Raw genomic sequence first — 17,602 nt, forward strand, 5'->3', positions numbered from 1 at the left:
TGTCGCGGTCGGTTATTGAGTGGGCTTATGCTCGATCCACTCTCAACCGACAACAACAATGAGGTATGCCATGCGTGAAGTGGTGATCGTCGACAGCGTGCGGACCGGCCTGGCCAAATCCTTTCGCGGCAAGTTCAACATGACCCGTCCCGATGACATGGCGGCGCATTGTGTCGACGCCTTGTTGGCGCGCACCGGCATCGATCCGGCCAGTGTCGAGGACTGCATCGTAGGTGCAGGCTCGAACGAAGGTTCCCAAGGCTATAACATCGGGCGAAACGTCGCGGTATTGTCGCGCCTGGGCATCGGCGTCGCCGGCATGACCCTCAACCGCTTCTGCTCCTCGGGCTTGCAGGCGATCGCCATTGCCGCCAACCAGATCGCCTCCGGTTGCAGCGACATCATCGTTGCCGGTGGCGTCGAGTCCATCAGCCTGACGATGAAAAGCATCAACACCGATCACCTGATCAATCCGCTGCTCAAGGAGCAGGTGCCGGGCATCTACTTTCCGATGGGCCAGACCGCCGAAATCGTCGCTCGACGTTACAACGTCAGCCGTGAAGAACAGGACTTGTACGCCCTGCAAAGCCAGCAGCGCACAGCCCAGGCACAGGCAGCAGGGTTGTTCGACGATGAAATCGTGCCAATGGCGGTGAAGTACCGGGTTGAAGACAAGGCCACAGGCGAAGTGCAGATTCTTGAGGGGGTCGTGGATCACGATGATTGCAACCGTCCCGATACCACCCTGCAAAGCCTGGCCGGGTTGAAGCCGGTATTCCTCGAAGACGGCTCGGTCACCGCCGGTAACTCCTCGCAATTGTCCGACGGTGCCTCCATGACCCTGGTGATGAGCCTGGAAAAAGCCCTGGCGCTGGGCTTGCAGCCCAAGGCGTTCTTCCGCGGATTCACCGTGGCCGGCTGCGAACCGGACGAGATGGGCATCGGCCCGGTGTTCTCGGTGCCCAAGCTGCTGAAGGCCAAGGGTTTGCACCTGGGTGAAATCGATTTGTGGGAACTCAACGAAGCCTTCGCCTCGCAGTGCCTGTACGCGCGCAATCGGCTGGAGATCGATAACGACAGGTACAACGTCAATGGCGGCTCGATCTCCATTGGCCACCCATTCGGCATGACCGGCTCGCGTCAGGTCGGACATATCGTTCGCGAATTGCAGCGGCGCAATCTGCGCTACGGCGTCGTCACCATGTGCGTGGGCGGTGGGATGGGGGCTACCGGGTTGTTCGAGGCGGTGCGTTAGTCGCCTGCCCGACTGGCCAGCGGCATGTTGCGACCTGCACAGTTTCATTCGCGGCCAAGCGGTAACTGTCCCTGTGTGCGGCGCGGCACAGCGCCTAGAATGGTGCGACTTGTTTCCGGATTGGGGTTCGCATGCACATTTCATCGGGTCGCTGGGTTTATGGGCTGTTGCTGGCCTTGCTGACCGCGCTGTTGTGGGGAATCCTGCCGATCAAACTCAAGCAGGTGCTGCTGGTGATGGACCCGGTCACGGTGACCTGGTTTCGCCTGATGGTGTCCGGTGGCTGCCTGTTCATTTACCTCGCGGCGACCGGGCGCCTGCCGAGTCGCAAAGCGCTCGGGCCACGGGGTGGCTGGCTGGTGCTGATGGCAGTGCTTGGCCTGGTGGGCAACTACGTGCTGTACCTGATGGGGTTGAACCTGCTCAGCCCAGGCACCGCGCAACTGGTGGTGCAGATGGGCCCGATCATGTTGCTGATCGCCAGTGTGTTCGTGTTCAAGGAGCGGTTCAGCCTGGGGCAGGGGATTGGCCTGTTGGTGTTGTTGATCGGCTTTGCGCTGTTTTTCAATCAGCGCCTGAGTGAGTTGCTGACCTCGTTGAGCGACTATACCGCCGGTGTACTGCTGGTGTTGCTGGCCTCCACGGTCTGGACATTTTATGCGCTGGGGCAGAAGCAGTTACTGACCGTGTGGAATTCGTTGCAGGTGATGATGGTGATCTACCTGTTTTGCGGGCTGTTGCTGACGCCTTGGGTGCATCCGCTGCAAGCCCTGCAACTTGACCCGTTGCAAGGTTGGCTGTTGCTGGCGTGCTGCATGAACACCCTGATCGCCTATGGCGCCTTTGCCGAGGCGCTGGCGCATTGGGAGGCGTCGCGGGTCAGTGCGACGCTGGCCATTACACCCTTGGTGACTTTTGGCGCAGTGGCACTGGCCGCCTGGTGGTGGCCGGAGTACGTGCACGCCGAAACCATCAATGGCCTGGGTTACGGCGGGGCGGTGTTGGTGGTGTTGGGTTCGGCATTGGTGGCGTTGGGGCCGTCGTTGATGGCCGGGCTCAAGGCTCGCAAGGTGCGGATGGCGGCCAGTTAGACCGCGTTATCGTTCTTCGCGATCAGGCTCGCTCCCACAAGGAATGGCGTCGGTCACAAATATTGCAATCGACGCAAAACCTGTGGGAGCGAGCCTGCTCGCGAAAGCCGACCATCAGGCACTAAAGAACTCAGCCCTTGGCCGCGGCCTCCCACAAGGAATGGCGTCGGTCACAAATATTGCAATCGACGCAAAACCTGTGGGAGCGGGCTTGCCCGCGAAAGCGCACTATCAGGCACTAAAGACTCAGCCCTTGGCCCCGGCCTCCAACATGTTCTCCGGCCGCACCCAGGCATCGAACTCTTCATCGGTCAGATACCCCAACTGCAACGCCGCCGCACGCAAGGTCAGCCCTTCGCTGTAAGCCTTCTTGGCAATCTCCGCCGATTTGTCATAACCAATGTGCGGGTTCAGTGCCGTTACCAGCATCAACCCTTGTTCCAGATGCTCAGCCATTTTCCCTGAGTCCGGTTCCAGGCCGGCGATGCAGTGCTGCTGGAAGTTGCTGCAGCCATCGGCCAGCAAGCGGATCGATTGCAGCAGGTTGTGGATGATCACCGGCTTGAACACATTGAGCTGCAAGTGACCCTGGCTCGCCGCGAAGCCGATGGTCACGTCGTTGCCCAAGACCTGGCAGGCCAGCATCGACAGTGCTTCGCACTGGGTCGGATTGACCTTGCCCGGCATGATCGAGCTGCCTGGTTCGTTGGCCGGCAGTTTCACTTCGGCGAAGCCGGCGCGCGGGCCGGAGCCCAGCAAGCGCAAGTCATTGGCAATTTTCATCAGCGTCACGGCGAGGGTTTTCAACGCGCCGGACAGTGAGGTCAGCGGCTCATGGCCGGCCAGGGCCGCAAACTTGTTGGGCGCGGTGATGAACGGCAAGCCGGAAAGCGCGGCAAGTTCCGCGGCAATCGCTTCACCGAAGCCGTGGGGCGAGTTCAGCCCGGTACCGACCGCCGTGCCGCCCTGGGCCAGTTCACAGACCGCGGGCAGCGCGCTGCGGATCGCCCGTTCAGCGTAATCGAGCTGGGCGATGAACGCCGAGACTTCCTGGCCAAAGGTGATGGGGGTGGCGTCCATCATGTGGGTGCGGCCGGTCTTGACCAGTTTCATGTGGCGCGCTGATAGCTCGGCCAGGCCACCGGACAGCTCACTGATCGCCGGCAGCAAGTGTTGTTGCACCGCCTGTACGGTGGCGATGTGCATGGCTGTGGGGAAACAGTCGTTGGAACTCTGGGAACGGTTGACGTGATCGTTGGGGTGCACCGGGGACTTGCCGCCACGCGGGTTGCCGGCCAGCTCGTTGGCGCGCCCGGCGATCACTTCGTTGACGTTCATGTTGCTCTGGGTGCCGCTGCCCGTCTGCCAGACCACCAGCGGGAACTGATCGTCATGCTCGCCGTCGAGCACTTCATCGGCCGCCTGTTCGATCAGCCTGGCAATGTCGGCGGGCAAATCACCATTACGGTCGTTGACTCGTGCCGCCGCTTTCTTGATCAATGCCAAGGCGTGCAGTACCGCCAGCGGCATCCGTTCGTCGCCGATGGCGAAGTTGACCAGCGAGCGTTGCGTTTGAGCACCCCAATAGGCCTCATCCGGGACTTCCACCTGGCCCAGGCTGTCGGTTTCGATTCGGCTCATCATGCACACTCCTGTAGGTCTGATTGCGCAGTTTAGGCCGTGATCGCCGGCCGTGGTTCCATCAGTCTGGAATCTGCTGATTCAACCCGTCTAAATCAGGCGCGACAAGGCTTGGGGTTGAGCGGCAGAGTTTTTTAGGCGCAGAATGGACGTCCTTGGGGTTTTACCTCGCCTGCTAGAAAAGGAAACTCGATGACTCGTCTTCGTGCCATCTGTACCGCGGTTGCACTGGTCTGCGCCAGCGGCCCTGTTTTTGCCGATACCGCCAGCCACAACGCCAGTGCCGAGGCTTTCCTGACCCTGGCGCATGCCGACAAACTGGGTACTCCGGTGTACATGCAAGTACAGCAGATGTTTGCCCAGCGCTTCCAGCAAACCAAAGCCCCCGAGTCGAAAAAAGCCGTACTGGAAACCTACCAGGCCAAGGCCAACGCCGCTCTGGACCAAGCCATTGGCTGGAACAAGCTGAAACCGGACATGGTCAAGCTCTACACCACCAACTTCACCGAGTCTGAGCTCAAGGACCTGGTCGCGTTCTACCAGTCGCCATTGGGCAAGAAAGTCCTGGAGAAAATGCCGCAGCTGACCCAGCAATCGGCGCAAATGACACAGGCCAAACTGGAAAGCGCGGTGCCTGTGGTCAACAAGCTGCTGGCTGACATGACCGCCGAGCTGGAGCCTAAAGGCGCCGCTCCCGCCAAGAAAAAGCCTTGAACCGGAGTTGGGCATGACCATGCAGCAACGCATTGAATCGACACTGGGTTTGCTACAGCCCGAGTATTTGCAGGTGCTTGATGAAAGCCACATGCACAGCCGTGGTTTGCAAACACACTTCAAGGCCGTGGTGGTCAGTTCGCAGTTCGAAGGCTTGAACCGGGTCAAGCGCCACCAGAAAGTCTACGGCACGCTCGGCGAGCTGATGGGCGAGTTCCATGCCTTGGCGCTGCATACCTACACGCCTGGGGAATGGGCGCAAATCGACGCGGCCCCGGCCTCGCCGACTTGTGCCGGTGGCAGCAAACACTGACACCCCCTGTAGGAGCCGGCTTGCTGGCGATAGCATCACCGCGGTTCTGCTGCATCACCGCGGTGATGCTATCGCCAGCAAGCCGGCTCCTACAGGAATTGCGTTATTTTTGTTAGACTATGAAACGCGCCGCTCACCCGGCGCGTTTTTTTTCGCATCCGGTTCACCCCTTACGAGGGTAGCCACCTGGAGATTGATCCATGACACAACAGATTGTCGTGGCGGCACTGTATAAGTTCGTCACCCTGCAAGATTACGTCGCCCTGCGCGAGCCCCTGCTCAAGGCCATGGTCGACAACGGCATCAAGGGCACGCTGCTGATCGCTGAAGAAGGCATCAACGGCACCGTATCCGGCAGCCGCGAAGGCATCGACGGGCTGATGGCCTGGCTCAAGAACGACCCGCGCATGGATGACATCGACCATAAAGAGTCCTACTGCGACGAACAGCCGTTCTACCGCACCAAGGTCAAGCTCAAGAAAGAGATCGTGACCCTGGGCGTTGAAGGCGTGGACCCGAACAAGAAAGTCGGCACCTACGTCGAGCCGCAGGACTGGAATGCGCTGATCAGCGATCCTGAAGTCCTGCTGATCGATACCCGCAATGACTACGAGGTCTCGATCGGCACCTTTGAAGGCGCTATCGACCCGAAAACCACCAGTTTTCGCGAATTTCCCGACTACATCAAAGCCAACTTCGACCCGGCCGTGCATAAGAAGGTGGCGATGTTCTGCACCGGCGGCATTCGTTGTGAAAAAGCGTCGAGCTACATGCTCAGCGAGGGCTTCGATGAGGTCTATCACCTCAAGGGTGGCATCCTGAAATACCTCGAGGAGGTGCCTCAGGAAGAAACCAAGTGGCAGGGCGACTGCTTTGTGTTCGACAACCGTGTGACGGTTCGCCACGACCTCAGCGAAGGCGACTACGATCAATGTCATGCCTGCCGCACACCGGTCAGCGTCGAAGATCGCGCCTCCGAGCATTACGTGGCCGGGATCAGTTGCCCGCATTGCTGGAATACGCTGAGCGAGAAAACCCGTCGCAGCGCCATCGACCGGCAAAAGCAGATCGAACTGGCCAAGGCTCGCAACATGCCGCACCCGATCGGCTACAACTACAAGCAAACATCCACCGAGGCCTGAATCATGTCTGCACGCCTGCTCTATGTGATGGACCCGATGTGTTCCTGGTGCTGGGGCTTCGCGCCGGTGGCCAACGCGTTGGTCGAGCAGGCGCAAGCCGCAGGCGTGGACGTGCACCTGGTGGTAGGTGGTTTGCGCACCGGCAGTGGTTCGGCCCTGGAGCCGACCACCCGCCGTTATATTCTGGAGCACTGGCAGGCGGTCAACGAGGCCACGGGGCAACCCTTCAAGCTCGACGGCGCGTTGCCCGACGGCTTCGTCTATGACACCGAGCCGGCCTGCCGGGCGTTGGTGACGGCACGCGGCCTGGCGCCGGATTGCGCGTGGAAGCTGCTGGGGTTGATCCAGCATGCGTTCTACGCCGAAGGTCGCGATGTCACCCACGCCAGCGTTCTGGTTGAGTTGGCCGAACAGGCCGGGCTGCCGCGCATCGAGTTCGCTGCCGCTTTCGACCGTGCCGATACGCACGCCGCGACGGCTGCCGATTTCACCTGGGTCCAGGACCTGGGCATCGCCGGTTTCCCGACGTTGCTGGCTGAACGCAATGGTCAATTGGCGTTGCTGACCAATGGCTATCAGCCGCTTGGCGTCCTGTCCCCCTTGCTCGGTCGCTGGCTGGAGCGTGCCGCCTGTGCATGATCCGGCCAACGACACCCCAGCCGTTAAACGTGTCGACCGGCTGAGCTGGGCAGAAATCCGTCGTCTGGCTCTTCATCACAAGAAATCCCTGTGGATCGCCAACGGCGTGGCCGTGTTGGCGACTCTGTGCAGCGTACCGATTCCCTTGCTCCTGCCATTGCTGGTAGACGAAGTGTTGCTGGGGCACGGCGACGCCGCGCTGAAAATCATGAACCTTGCGCTGCCGGGGGCCTGGCAAAAAGCCGCGGGCTACATCGGCCTGATGCTGGTGGTGACCCTGGCACTGCGGTGCGCGGCATTGCTGTTCAACGTGGTGCAGGCGCGCTTGTTCGCCGCCCTGGCCAAGGACATCGTCTACCGCATTCGCATCCGTCTGATCGAACGCCTCAAGCGTATTTCGCTGGGAGAATACGAAAGCCTGGGTAGCGGCACGGTGACCACGCACCTGGTGACCGATCTCGACACCCTGGACAAGTTCGTCGGCGAAACCCTCAGTCGTTTCCTGGTGGCCATGCTAACGCTGGTCGGCACCGCGGGCATTCTGCTGTGGATGCACTGGCAGCTGGCGCTGCTGATCCTGTTGTTCAATCCGCTGGTGATCTACGCCACGGTGCAATTGGGCAAGCGGGTCAAGCACCTGAAGAAACTCGAGAACGACAGCACCTCGCGCTTCACCCAGGCATTGACCGAAACCCTGGACGCGATCCAGGAAGTGCGCGCCGGTAACCGCCAGGGCTTTTTCCTCGGTCGATTGGGGCAGCGCGCCCGGGACGTGCGCGATTATGCGGTGAACTCACAATGGAAAACCGACGCTTCGAACCGCGCCAGCGGCTTGCTGTTCCAGTTTGGCATCGATATTTTCCGTGCCGCCGCCATGCTGACCGTGCTGTTTTCCGACCTGTCCATCGGCCAGATGCTCGCGGTATTCAGCTACCTTTGGTTCATGATCGGTCCGGTCGAGCAGCTGCTGAATTTGCAGTACGCGTATTACGCCGCCGGCGGCGCATTATCGCGGATCAACGAGCTGCTTGCCCGGGCCGATGAGCCGCAACACCCGGGCGGTGTCGACCCGTTCAAAGGTCGCGAAACCGTGGGTATCGAAGTCCAGGGATTGAGTTTCGGCTATGGCGACGAACTGGTCTTGAACCAGATGGATCTGTCGATCGCTCCCGGTGAAAAAGTCGCGATCGTCGGTGCCAGCGGTGGCGGCAAAAGCACGCTGGTGCAGTTGCTGCTGGGCTTGTACACGCCGCTGGCGGGGACCATTCGCTTCGGCGGTTCAACCCAGCAGGAGATCGGCCTGGAAACCGTGCGGGAAAACGTCGCGGTGGTCCTGCAACATCCGGCGCTGTTCAACGACACGGTGCGCGCAAACCTGACCATGGGGCGTGAGCGCAGCGACGAGGCTTGCTGGCAAGCGCTGGAAATCGCCCAATTGCACACCACTGTGCGCGAGTTGCCCAATGGCCTGGACAGCATCGTCGGGCGTTCCGGCGTGCGCTTGTCCGGCGGCCAGCGCCAACGCCTGGCCATTGCGCGGATGGTGCTGGCCGACCCCAAGGTGGTGATTCTCGACGAAGCCACCTCAGCCCTGGATGCCGCCACCGAATACAACCTGCACCAGGCCCTGGCGCGGTTCCTCAGCCACCGCACCACCTTGATCATCGCCCACCGCTTGTCGGCGGTGAAGCAGGCCGACCGCGTGCTGGTGTTCGACGGCGGGCAGATTGCCGAGGATGGCGACCACCAGCAGCTGATTGCCGATGGTGGGTTGTACGCCAAGCTGTATGGGCATTTGCAGCAGCATTGATTGCTTTTGATTCAATCTGAATTGGCAGAGGAACTTTGAGGGCTGCCGCTGCCGCTACTGCCGCTGCTGCTGTCCAGGTGCGGGCGCTTGCGTAAATCAGGTCGCTTCCCCCATATGACATTGAGTGCGCTGGCTCCTCGCTCATGACCAAACTCTTTCATTACGATCGAACAGGAATCGCAGGGGGGGAGAGTGGTCACGACGGTGATCGATCTAATATCCTCCGCGTTCGGGTACTTTTCATTGATGAAACCCACCAGTTTGCTTTCACTGTCCGCTGAAGTGACCCGATTTATTTGATCGACATCGCTTGCGACATTTATGGGGTGTGGTATCGCCAGTAATTTTCCGTCATCGCTCAGACGCAGGGAAGTGGGAGCAGAAAGTGTTGTAAATTTGTCAATATTTATATAAAAAGTTTCATTGATATTAACCTCTGGCAAATGGTTGTTGGATTGGAAAAGAGGGAGGTGACGTGTATTGTCTCCTACTCCGGAAACGCTGACATAGACCTCGTCTCGTCCTGTTGCAGTTCTTACCTTGGCATATGCGATATTTCTCAATCTTTCTGAAGATTGTCCAGAAGGCAGGTGTTTTTGTAGCTGTTCCATCGCCTGATCAATGTTGACGACGTTTGTCCTCGAACCTGAAGGGGTGGCAGAGGCCGGATCTGAAAAGAGAGTATCAAATGTCGCTGCGGTTGATTTCTGTAGTTCTTCAGGCGTCTGTGTACTGGGCTTCCATATCGCTGCTCCGTCTGGTAACTCTGCAACCATCAATCTTGTTTTTTGATCAAACATCAGTGCTTCGGTCGAGTTAGTGTCTACCTTTATCCACTTCATATTTTCGGAAGGGTTTTTCGGACTGCCGATGGGTATCGCAATCTCATTCATTTTTTGCAGTGCACGTTCGAGCTTCTCTATCCCGTGAATACGTGCTGTATTATTTGCATTCAATGAACCGACATACGCTCGATGCAGTTCCTCGCCCGCCGTACCTACGACCAGTTCAGCAGTACTCAGCTTTCGCATTGTCAGTGGGGCCAATATGCTGTCGCCGGCCGATAGTGTGGCGATATAGTAGTCGTTAAAATTGAGTCGAGTGAAGACGTGTTTGGACTTCCCTTCAATGGAGGGGAGGATAATTGCACCTACGATATGGACGTCATCGATTTTTTTTGCGGTACCGATAACTTTAAGGCTTCCATAGATCCCTGTCTGAAACTCCAGTGTGGCTGATACTTTCGCTCTGGGAACGGGAATTTTTTGATCAAGACCAATCCACTCGGGTTTTCCCTTATAGGTATTCAGTTTGCCGTCTTTTAGCTCATAGATTTTCTCCTCATAGGCTAGCAATCTACGGTCGTTGGCTGATTTTGCTGTTGAGGGATAGAAAGTACGGTCCCCAAACCATTCAGCCCATTTTTTTTCTTCGATAACTGTTCCTGCACTGGGGCGTTCGGCAGGACTGTCTGATAGTACGTATTCGAATTTGCAAACATCGTCCAGGCCGCGACGAATACGACAGGGAATCTGTTTGAGTTTTTCACTGTCTTCAAGGCTGCTGACGCGGCGCAGCGTATCGCCATCGAGTCGATACGGCACATCGTCAAGAAACACCGTGGTTCGGCCATCGACTTCAAGCACCTCACGCACGCGTGTGTTTTCAGCGACCTCGACCAGTACGTGGCTATTGTGTTTTTCCAGAGCGTTGTAGTGGGATCGGCCTAACGAAAGTTCGCCTGCAGCGTGGGATAATAATGGGCCATAGGGTCGGGACGATATCGGATCAACCAGGCGGAAGTCGGCCTTGCCTGCCGACGCAATGTTGCGCACCGGTATATCGTGCATCCCCCGTAAGCTTGCTAACTGATCACCCGCTACCAATGGACGCCAGCTTGCCGGATTGTCCATGTGCGCAAAGCCATTGATAAAACTGTGGCTGCCAACTCTGCCCACCGTCGTCCGAATGCTTTTGTACGCAGGGCTGAGCACACTGTGCAGGCCTGTGTACAAGCCTTTTATTGAACCCCGTACGAGCCGAAAACCCAGCGTCGGCAGGCCGTAGAACGGAATTATGTTTTGTACGAGTGAAACGGTCAGCTTCTGAAAAAGCGAACCGAACTCGGGAAGTGCGACACGAACACCTGACCGAACTGATGCGGAAACCAGCTTCATTGAGCCGGAAACAAATTTTCCCAGCGGAAATGCAAATGAGACGACATCGACGATCAAGCCAAATACGGCCCATATCCTTTTTCTGGGATCGCCTGACAGCAGGTCGCTGATACCGCCCCAAAACGGTATGAACCCTTTGACCTTATCCAGCCAATGAGGGCGGGCAGCTTCATGTTCAATTTCAGTTTCGCCTTGCGCCGCTTTGCGGAGCATTTTTTCGTCAAAAAAGAAAAAATGGTGGGCGATGTAGTGGGCAAGCTCAGAGGAACGGGAAAACGCTGCGGCAGGATGCGATGTTCGTTCGAGGTCAGGACTAAGGGACGACGTCGTAAACGTTTTGCCAAACTGGTCAATGATGGCTGTGCATGTCGCTTTTTCTTTTGGGGGGGTGCCCCTCTCATGAGCCTCCCAATCAAACGGAACACTTTTGCCGCGTATCACCTTGATGACATTGGCCTCCGCATAGACGGGTCCTTTGACCTGTTGAGCTTGGTATTCACCATTGAGCATGGTCGATAGGATATCTGTACGCTTTCGAATGATCCCTGCTCGAGGAAAACATTCGTAATAGGCAACGTTGGTTTGATAAGTGATTTTGAGAACGAAGCCCATACGAAGCCGCAGTGGTAGCGTGTGGTCCGGCTTTTCCTCATCAAATGCGATTTCATCGGTGGATTTTCTCAAGGTGTAGATCTTTACTTCTCCCCGCTCCATGCCTTTCCGATCGTTGTGGGGGAGTGAGGAAAATAGGCTTTTGAGCAGTGTTTGATAGGCGTTTTTACTCAGTTCAAGATAGTTGTTGAAGTCTGACTCAAATAATTTTTCTACATCTGGCAAGGGGTTTTGCGTCACTGTTGCGGGAAGCCAGGGGGCTGTGGTTTTTATCGTGCGATCATTGTTGATGCCGATTCGGTGGGGCGTTTTTCGTATTCCGTCATTCATTGTTATGAACCAGGTTCTTTTTGGCGTCAGTCCCCCCGACATGTAGACATCCAGAAAGGTGTAGGCCTTATCCTTTAGAGGCGGTCCTTGAAGGAGGCCGCCTCCATCGATGCCTCCAAAGTCCTCGATCAATTTTCGCCCATCGGAGATGAACACGGAGGACTTCGAGTGAATGGGTTTGACCAGCTTCCCTTCCCCGTTGCGCCGCAACGCGTGCTTGAAGTATTTTTTTATCTCCCGCTCGGCGATAACTTTTCTTTCGGGATAACTGACGTCCAATTGAATGATGGCCTTCTTCAAGGCGTCCATGTGCTCGTCAAGTGATTTTATGGATTGGGCTTTATCCTGAGGCGAGTAATCCGAGTCGCTCCTCTCGAGAATCACGCCACTAGTGATTGCCCATTCCAGGGTCGGGGGCATTCGAGCCATCGCTATAAGCTCTAACTCTTGCGAAGTCGCTTGCATCGACTGCTGAAGCGGAAACTCCACCAGTTGCTGGAAGGACATGCGCTGGATCAGATCAGGTTCCATGGCATCTGCGAGCGTTACACCATGAACGAAGTTGACCCAGACCGCTGAGCTTCTGTAGGGCAGGTCGGGCGGGATATCGGGAATCTGGAATTCCCTCGGAAATTCGGGTTGGAACAGACGAGCGAGCAAGATCGACTCCGTCACTGACGACGCGCGATCGGTATCCCTTAGATGTTGTTCGAATTCCGCCCAAATCGTCTGGTAACTTTTTCCCCAGTTGGAACGTTGATGCCAGGGGTAACCGGCGATATCCTCGGGCTTATTCTCGCGTGCCAGGCCTGAATATAATCGAATGGCTCTGCTGACAAGTTTTATCCGGATTTCAGGCGAAGTGTTTTCGAGTGGGCCGGTGCCGTACCATTTCAGACCTTTTAGTAAAGCGTCACTCAGGCGCACGGACTCGGCAGAGCGCAAGATCTTTTCAAGAAACACCGTAGGTGTCGCTCGGGCTTGCTCGACGGTGGGTCTAGGGAGTGTTGTTTTTTCCAGGTGAGTGAAAAGGGAAGTTTTCGTAGAAGCAAGGAAGTTATTGACAATGTCGTTGATTTCCCTTTCTGTAAGTTGGGTTATCAGTGCGTCCATGGTCATTGGGGTGGCCGAATTGCGCCGATTCAGGGTTTTGAGCAGTCTCCTGTCTGCTTTGGTGGGCGCACGATTCAACAGGTCGATATCGAGGCGGCTGTCCAGTCGCAACGAATGCCGAGCTCGTTTCTCTTCCAGTGCGTTGATCGTAGTGCGATGTTCCTCTGCAATTCCCGCGTGCCAAGGGAGAATTCCGTAGTAATTAGTCATCTGCACCAGACTGACGGCGCCGTTGGCATAAATAGTCCCCCCGATTTTTTTCGCTTCTGGGGCAATGGCGGTCATCAGACTGACCCATTTCGGAGCACTGACTACTAATGCCAGTTTTCCCTTGCTGTCGTGCTCCAATTTTTGTTGGAGAGGGGGGCGAAAATTTGACTTTCTTTTTTTGTCCGTTGAGCGAATCTCGTACGTCACCGTATCGTCTTTGACCGTCAGTTCCAGTGTATCCGGGTCATTGCCTGATTTCAGGCAGTGCGCGCGGTATCCTGGATCTGTCAGGAGGGGCTGAAGTAGTGCGCGTCCCGGAGCGCTAAATTGCAGAAGTGGAGAGTGAGCGCTGGGGATTATTGATGTTTTTTCGAAATCGGCTGTCGAACTTTCCGGTTTTTCTAGAAAGTCGAGAAGGAGGTCGTAGTCCGATTGAACGGCTCTGTATTTCAGGGATTCGGAATATTCTGTTGTTTCCATTTGGAAGATTCTCTTGAGTGTCAGTGGATCGGTTCCCCGCAAAAAAACGATGGAGCTAGGGGCCGATTTCAAGAGAAAACGAGCAGGAGAGAGTGGTACATAGTTAGGTGATGACGGTTTTTTTTGACTGGCTGTGTCGGTGGCCAGTCCGCGTTTCACTGAAAGCAGTTATTTTTCAGGCCCTTGCCCACAGAAAGGGCTTCGCGCTTGCCTGAACCGGCAACGCCCCCTAGTCTAGCTTTAGCGATCACGTGGATGATGATCTGGCAGTGCTAGAACAAGGGACCTCATGAATCAAGCGCGGACTCTCGGAACGCCACGGTTGCTGGGCATCGTCTGGCCTTTTATTGCCGTTGTGTTATTTCAGGCCCTGTTGGGGGGCGTCAGTCTTTATGTATTGTCGGCGGTCCGCGGTTATGTTGCCGGCGAGAGCCTGTGGTCCAAGGGCCAGAAGGACGCGATCTATTACCTCAACCTGTATGCCGACAGTCGCGATGAGAGCAAATTCCTCAAGTACCAGGAGTCCATTGCCGTCCCTCAGGGCGGGCATGAGCTGCGTCTGGCGCTTGACCAGCAGCCACCCGATATCGAAGCGGCCAGGCGGGCGATTCTCAAGGGGGGCAACCACCCCGATGACGTCCCCAGCCTGATCTGGCTTTACCTCAACTTTCGCCATTTCAGCTACCTCGAAAAAGCCATCGAGCGCTGGACCGTGGGTGATGCGTACCTTGATCGACTCGATGATGTCGCCAGGGACATGCACCAGCACATCAGCATCAAGCCGGCCCATCCTGACGACATCCAACGCTGGAAAGAGCAGATATTCGATATCAACAACGGGGTGACGCCGGCGGCGAAGGCCTTCAGCGATGCCCTTGGCGAAGGCTCGCGGATGATCATGCGCCTGCTGCTGGCGACGAACCTGGCCACCGCCCTCGGCCTGATCGCCCTGGCGCTGCTGCGCACTCATAAACTGCTCAAGCAGCGGCACGCTTTTGCCGACGCCCTGCAACTGGAGAAAGAGCGGGCGCAAATCACCCTGCAATCGATTGGCGACGCGGTGATCACCACGAATGTCGAGGGCGCGATCGCCTACATGAATCCGGCCGCCGAAGCCTTGACCCACTGGAAAGCCGAACAGGCGAGCGGGTTGCCGCTGGCGGCGCTGTTCAATCTGCTGGATGACAATGCCCAGGCCGACGGCTTTACCTTGATCGAGCACATCCTGAGCGGTCAGCTCAGTGGCGGCAGCGAACATTCCAAGCTCATTCAGCGCCTTGATGGCAGCACGGTGTCGGTCACCCTGGTCGGGGCGCCGATCCGCAATGCCGGGAAGGTCAGCGGAGCCGTGCTGGTGCTGCATGACATGACTCAGGAGCGCCAATACATTGCCAATCTCTCCTGGCAGGCGACCCATGATGCGCTGACGGGGCTCGCCAACCGCCGCGAGTTCGAATTCCGTCTGGAACAGGCGCTGCAGGGCCTGACGCGACAGTCGGGGCGCCACGCCTTGATGTTCCTCGATCTGGATCAATTCAAGTTGGTCAACGATACCAGCGGACACGCGGCGGGTGACGAGTTGCTGCGGCATATCTGTGCGCTGTTGCAATCCGGATTGCGCGAGGGCGACACCCTGGCCCGGTTGGGCGGCGACGAGTTTGGCATCTTGCTGGAGAACTGTGCTCCGCAGGCAGCTGAAAAAATTGCCGAAGGGCTGCGCCAGACCGTGCAGAACCTGCACTTCGTCTGGAAGGGGCGGCCGTTCGTGACCACCGTGAGCATCGGCCTGGTGCACATCAATGCCCATCCGACTACCCTGGAAGTCTCGCTGCGCGCGGCTGACATGGCCTGCTACATGGCCAAGGAAAAGGGCCGTAACCGGGTTCAGGTGTATCACGCCGACGACTCGGAGTTGTCCCTGCGCTTTGGCGAGATGGCCTGGGTGCAGCGCTTGCACATGGCCCTGGAAGAAGACCGTTTTTGTCTGTACGCCCAGGAAATCGCGCCGCTCGGTCATGTCGAACAGGGTGGCGGCCATATCGAGATCCTGCTGCGTCTGCATGACGAAGCGGGACGCATGATATTGCCGGACAGTTTTATTCCGGCTGCCGAACGATATGGCTTGATGACGTCCCTGGATCGTTGGGTCGTAAAGAACGTGTTCAAGATCATTGCCCAATGTATGGCCGAAAAGCACAAAGAGCCTCTAGCGATGTGTGCGATTAATCTGTCAGGCACAACTATAGGAGATGAAGCGTTCCTGGACTTCCTGCGTCAACAGTTCATTAGTTACGCCATACCACCTGAAATAATTTGTTTTGAAATCACTGAAACCAGCGCCATTTCCAATCTGGCGAGTGCAATTAAATTTATTAATGAACTCAAAGGCTTAGGGTGCCTGTTTTCCCTGGATGACTTTTGCGCCGGTATGTCCTCGTTCGCCTACTTGAAACATTTGCCTGTAGACTTCCTGAAGATCGACGGGAGTTTTGTAAAGGATATGCTGGACGACCCGATTAACCGCGCCATGGTCGAAGTGATCAACCACATCGGTCATGTCATGGGTAAGCGTACGATTGCCGAGTTTGTTGAAACGCCCCAGATCGAGCAGGCATTGCTGGATATCGGGGTTGATTACGCTCAAGGGTATGTCATTGAACGCCCGCATCTGTTTACCTGCGACAGCTTGAAAAGTCGTCCAGCCAGGCCGCAGCCCCTGTTGTTCAAGGCGCCCGGCACGTTCCGTTGAAGTCTCTCGTTGATCGGAACAATCACAATCAAAAGGAGCCCGACAGTGATCGAGACATTCAACCGAACCGGACCACTCATGGAAGCTGCAAGTTATCCCGATTGGGCCCAGCGCCTGATTCAGGATTGCAGCGCGAGTAAGCGCCGGGTTGTAGAGCACGAGCTGTATCAGCGCATGCGAGATAACAGACTCAGTGCCAAGACGATGCGCCAGTACCTTATCGGGGGCTGGCCCGTGGTCGAACAGTTCGCGTTATACATGGCCCAGAACCTGACCAAGACCCGTTTTGCCCGCCACCCTGGCGAGGACATGGCGCGTCGCTGGTTGATGCGTAATATCCGTGTCGAACTCAACCATGCCGACTACTGGGTGAATTGGAGCCGTGCCCACGGCGTCAGCCTGGAAGATCTGCAGGCGCAGCAGGTGGCCCCCGAGCTACACGCCTTGAGCCATTGGTGCTGGCACACCAGTTCCGCCGATTCGCTGATCGTTGCCATTGCCGCCACCAACTACGCCATCGAAGGCGCGACCGGTGAGTGGTCGGCGGTGGTCTGTTCCAATGGTCTGTACGCGGCAGCCTTCCCGGAGGAGGATCGCAAGCGGGCCATGAAATGGTTGAAGATGCACGCCCAGTATGACGATGCCCACCCTTGGGAAGCGCTGGAAATCATCTGCACCCTGGCCGGCATGAATCCGAGCAGGTCATTGCAAATGGAATTGCGCCAGGCCGTGTGCAAGAGCTACGACTATATGTTCCTGTTCCTGGAGCGTTGCATGCAGTTGGAGCATTCGGAAAAGGCGCCGGTGATGCGTGAGCGATTGGCGATGGCCGAAAGCTGACGGATTGGCGTTCATGAAAAAGCCCGCGCCTGGTGACAGGAGGCGGGCTTTTTTGCAGATGGGCTGCGCAGTCAGGCGCTGACTTTTAGCCCCACCAGGCCGGTGATGATCAATGCCACACTGGCCAGGCGGACCAGCGCCATGGATTCGCCAAACAAAATGATTCCGGCAATCACGGTGCCGACTGCACCCACTCCGGTCCAGATCGCATAGGCCGTGCCCAGCGGCAACTCCTTCATCGCAAGGCCGAGCAAGCCGAGGCTGACGGCCATGGCGGCAACGGTCAATGCAGTAGGGAGAGGGCGGCTGAAACCATCGGTGTACTTGAGGCCAACGGCCCAGCCGACTTCGAACAAGCCGGCGAAAAACAGAATGATCCAGGACATGGAAGACCTCCATCCATTGACGGGGTCGTCCCCAAGGTTAATGACTCGATCGAGCCGCGAGGTCGTCCTCGCGTTGCGCAATATAGTGCCCAGCATTAAC

12 protein-coding genes are annotated in these 17,602 nt (G+C 57.2%); 9 read left to right on the plus strand and 3 right to left on the minus strand.

The window, feature by feature from the left end; all coding sequences use genetic code 11:
* Positions 1-70 precede the first annotated feature (70 nt).
* Together CGA21_RS05965 and CGA21_RS05970 are read left to right on the plus strand one after the other, a co-directional pair.
* A complete protein-coding gene (locus CGA21_RS05965; RefSeq protein WP_110749739.1) occupies positions 71-1,255 on the plus strand; it encodes a thiolase family protein in 1,185 nt (394 codons plus the stop codon).
* Positions 1,256-1,386: 131 nt separating this feature from the next.
* On the plus strand, positions 1,387-2,346 hold the full coding sequence (locus CGA21_RS05970; RefSeq protein WP_110749738.1) for a DMT family transporter: 960 nt from the start codon (positions 1,387-1,389) through the stop codon (positions 2,344-2,346).
* 246 nt (positions 2,347-2,592) lie between these two features.
* Here CGA21_RS05970 and CGA21_RS05975 read toward each other — a convergent pair whose 3' ends face one another.
* On the minus strand, positions 2,593-3,987 hold the full coding sequence (locus CGA21_RS05975; RefSeq protein ID WP_110749736.1) for a class II fumarate hydratase: 1,395 nt from the start codon (positions 3,985-3,987) through the stop codon (positions 2,593-2,595).
* Positions 3,988-4,179: 192 nt separating this feature from the next.
* Here CGA21_RS05975 and CGA21_RS05980 point away from each other — a divergent pair, with 192 nt between their 5' ends.
* The 5 genes from CGA21_RS05980 to CGA21_RS06000 all read left to right on the plus strand — a co-directional run bounded on the left by CGA21_RS05980 (position 4,180) and on the right by CGA21_RS06000 (position 8,605).
* A complete protein-coding gene (locus CGA21_RS05980) occupies positions 4,180-4,701 on the plus strand; it encodes a DUF2059 domain-containing protein (RefSeq protein ID WP_020799991.1) in 522 nt (173 codons plus the stop codon).
* Positions 4,702-4,714: 13 nt separating this feature from the next.
* Positions 4,715-5,014: a BolA family protein gene (locus CGA21_RS05985; protein WP_110749734.1), complete on the plus strand. Its 300-nt coding sequence runs from the start codon at positions 4,715-4,717 to the stop codon at positions 5,012-5,014.
* A 200-nt stretch (positions 5,015-5,214) separates the two neighbouring features.
* Complete coding sequence (locus CGA21_RS05990; RefSeq protein ID WP_110749732.1) at positions 5,215-6,156, plus strand: rhodanese-related sulfurtransferase; 942 nt, start codon at positions 5,215-5,217, stop codon at positions 6,154-6,156.
* 36 nt (positions 6,157-6,192) lie between these two features.
* On the plus strand, positions 6,193-6,795 hold the full coding sequence (locus tag CGA21_RS05995) for a DsbA family protein (protein WP_173667180.1): 603 nt from the start codon (positions 6,193-6,195) through the stop codon (positions 6,793-6,795).
* Positions 6,788-8,605: an ABC transporter ATP-binding protein gene (locus tag CGA21_RS06000; RefSeq protein ID WP_110749730.1), complete on the plus strand. Its 1,818-nt coding sequence runs from the start codon at positions 6,788-6,790 to the stop codon at positions 8,603-8,605. Before CGA21_RS05995 ends, CGA21_RS06000 begins: the two co-directional genes overlap by 8 nt.
* Before the next feature lie 11 nt (positions 8,606-8,616).
* On the opposite strand, the gene CGA21_RS06005 is transcribed toward CGA21_RS06000, so the two are convergent.
* Complete coding sequence (locus tag CGA21_RS06005; RefSeq protein WP_188263768.1) at positions 8,617-13,527, minus strand: deaminase domain-containing protein; 4,911 nt, start codon at positions 13,525-13,527, stop codon at positions 8,617-8,619.
* Between the two features lie 289 nt (positions 13,528-13,816).
* Here CGA21_RS06005 and CGA21_RS06010 point away from each other — a divergent pair, with 289 nt between their 5' ends.
* Positions 13,817-16,276, plus strand: a complete 2,460-nt coding sequence (locus CGA21_RS06010) for an EAL domain-containing protein (protein ID WP_110749727.1) — start codon at positions 13,817-13,819, stop codon at positions 16,274-16,276.
* Between the two features lie 45 nt (positions 16,277-16,321).
* The gene (locus CGA21_RS06015; protein ID WP_188263769.1) at positions 16,322-17,116 is read left to right on the plus strand and encodes a TenA family transcriptional regulator; all 795 of its coding nucleotides are present in this window, start codon (positions 16,322-16,324) and stop codon (positions 17,114-17,116) included.
* A gap of 71 nt (positions 17,117-17,187) precedes the next feature.
* On the opposite strand, the gene sugE is transcribed toward CGA21_RS06015, so the two are convergent.
* A complete protein-coding gene (gene sugE, locus CGA21_RS06020; protein ID WP_008060873.1) occupies positions 17,188-17,502 on the minus strand; it encodes a quaternary ammonium compound efflux SMR transporter SugE in 315 nt (104 codons plus the stop codon).
* Between the last annotated feature and the right edge of the window lie 100 nt (positions 17,503-17,602).

Origin of the sequence: Pseudomonas sp. PSB11 (assembly GCF_014596605.1) — a bacterium.
In the GTDB taxonomy this organism is placed as follows: domain Bacteria; phylum Pseudomonadota; class Gammaproteobacteria; order Pseudomonadales; family Pseudomonadaceae; genus Aquipseudomonas; species Aquipseudomonas umsongensis.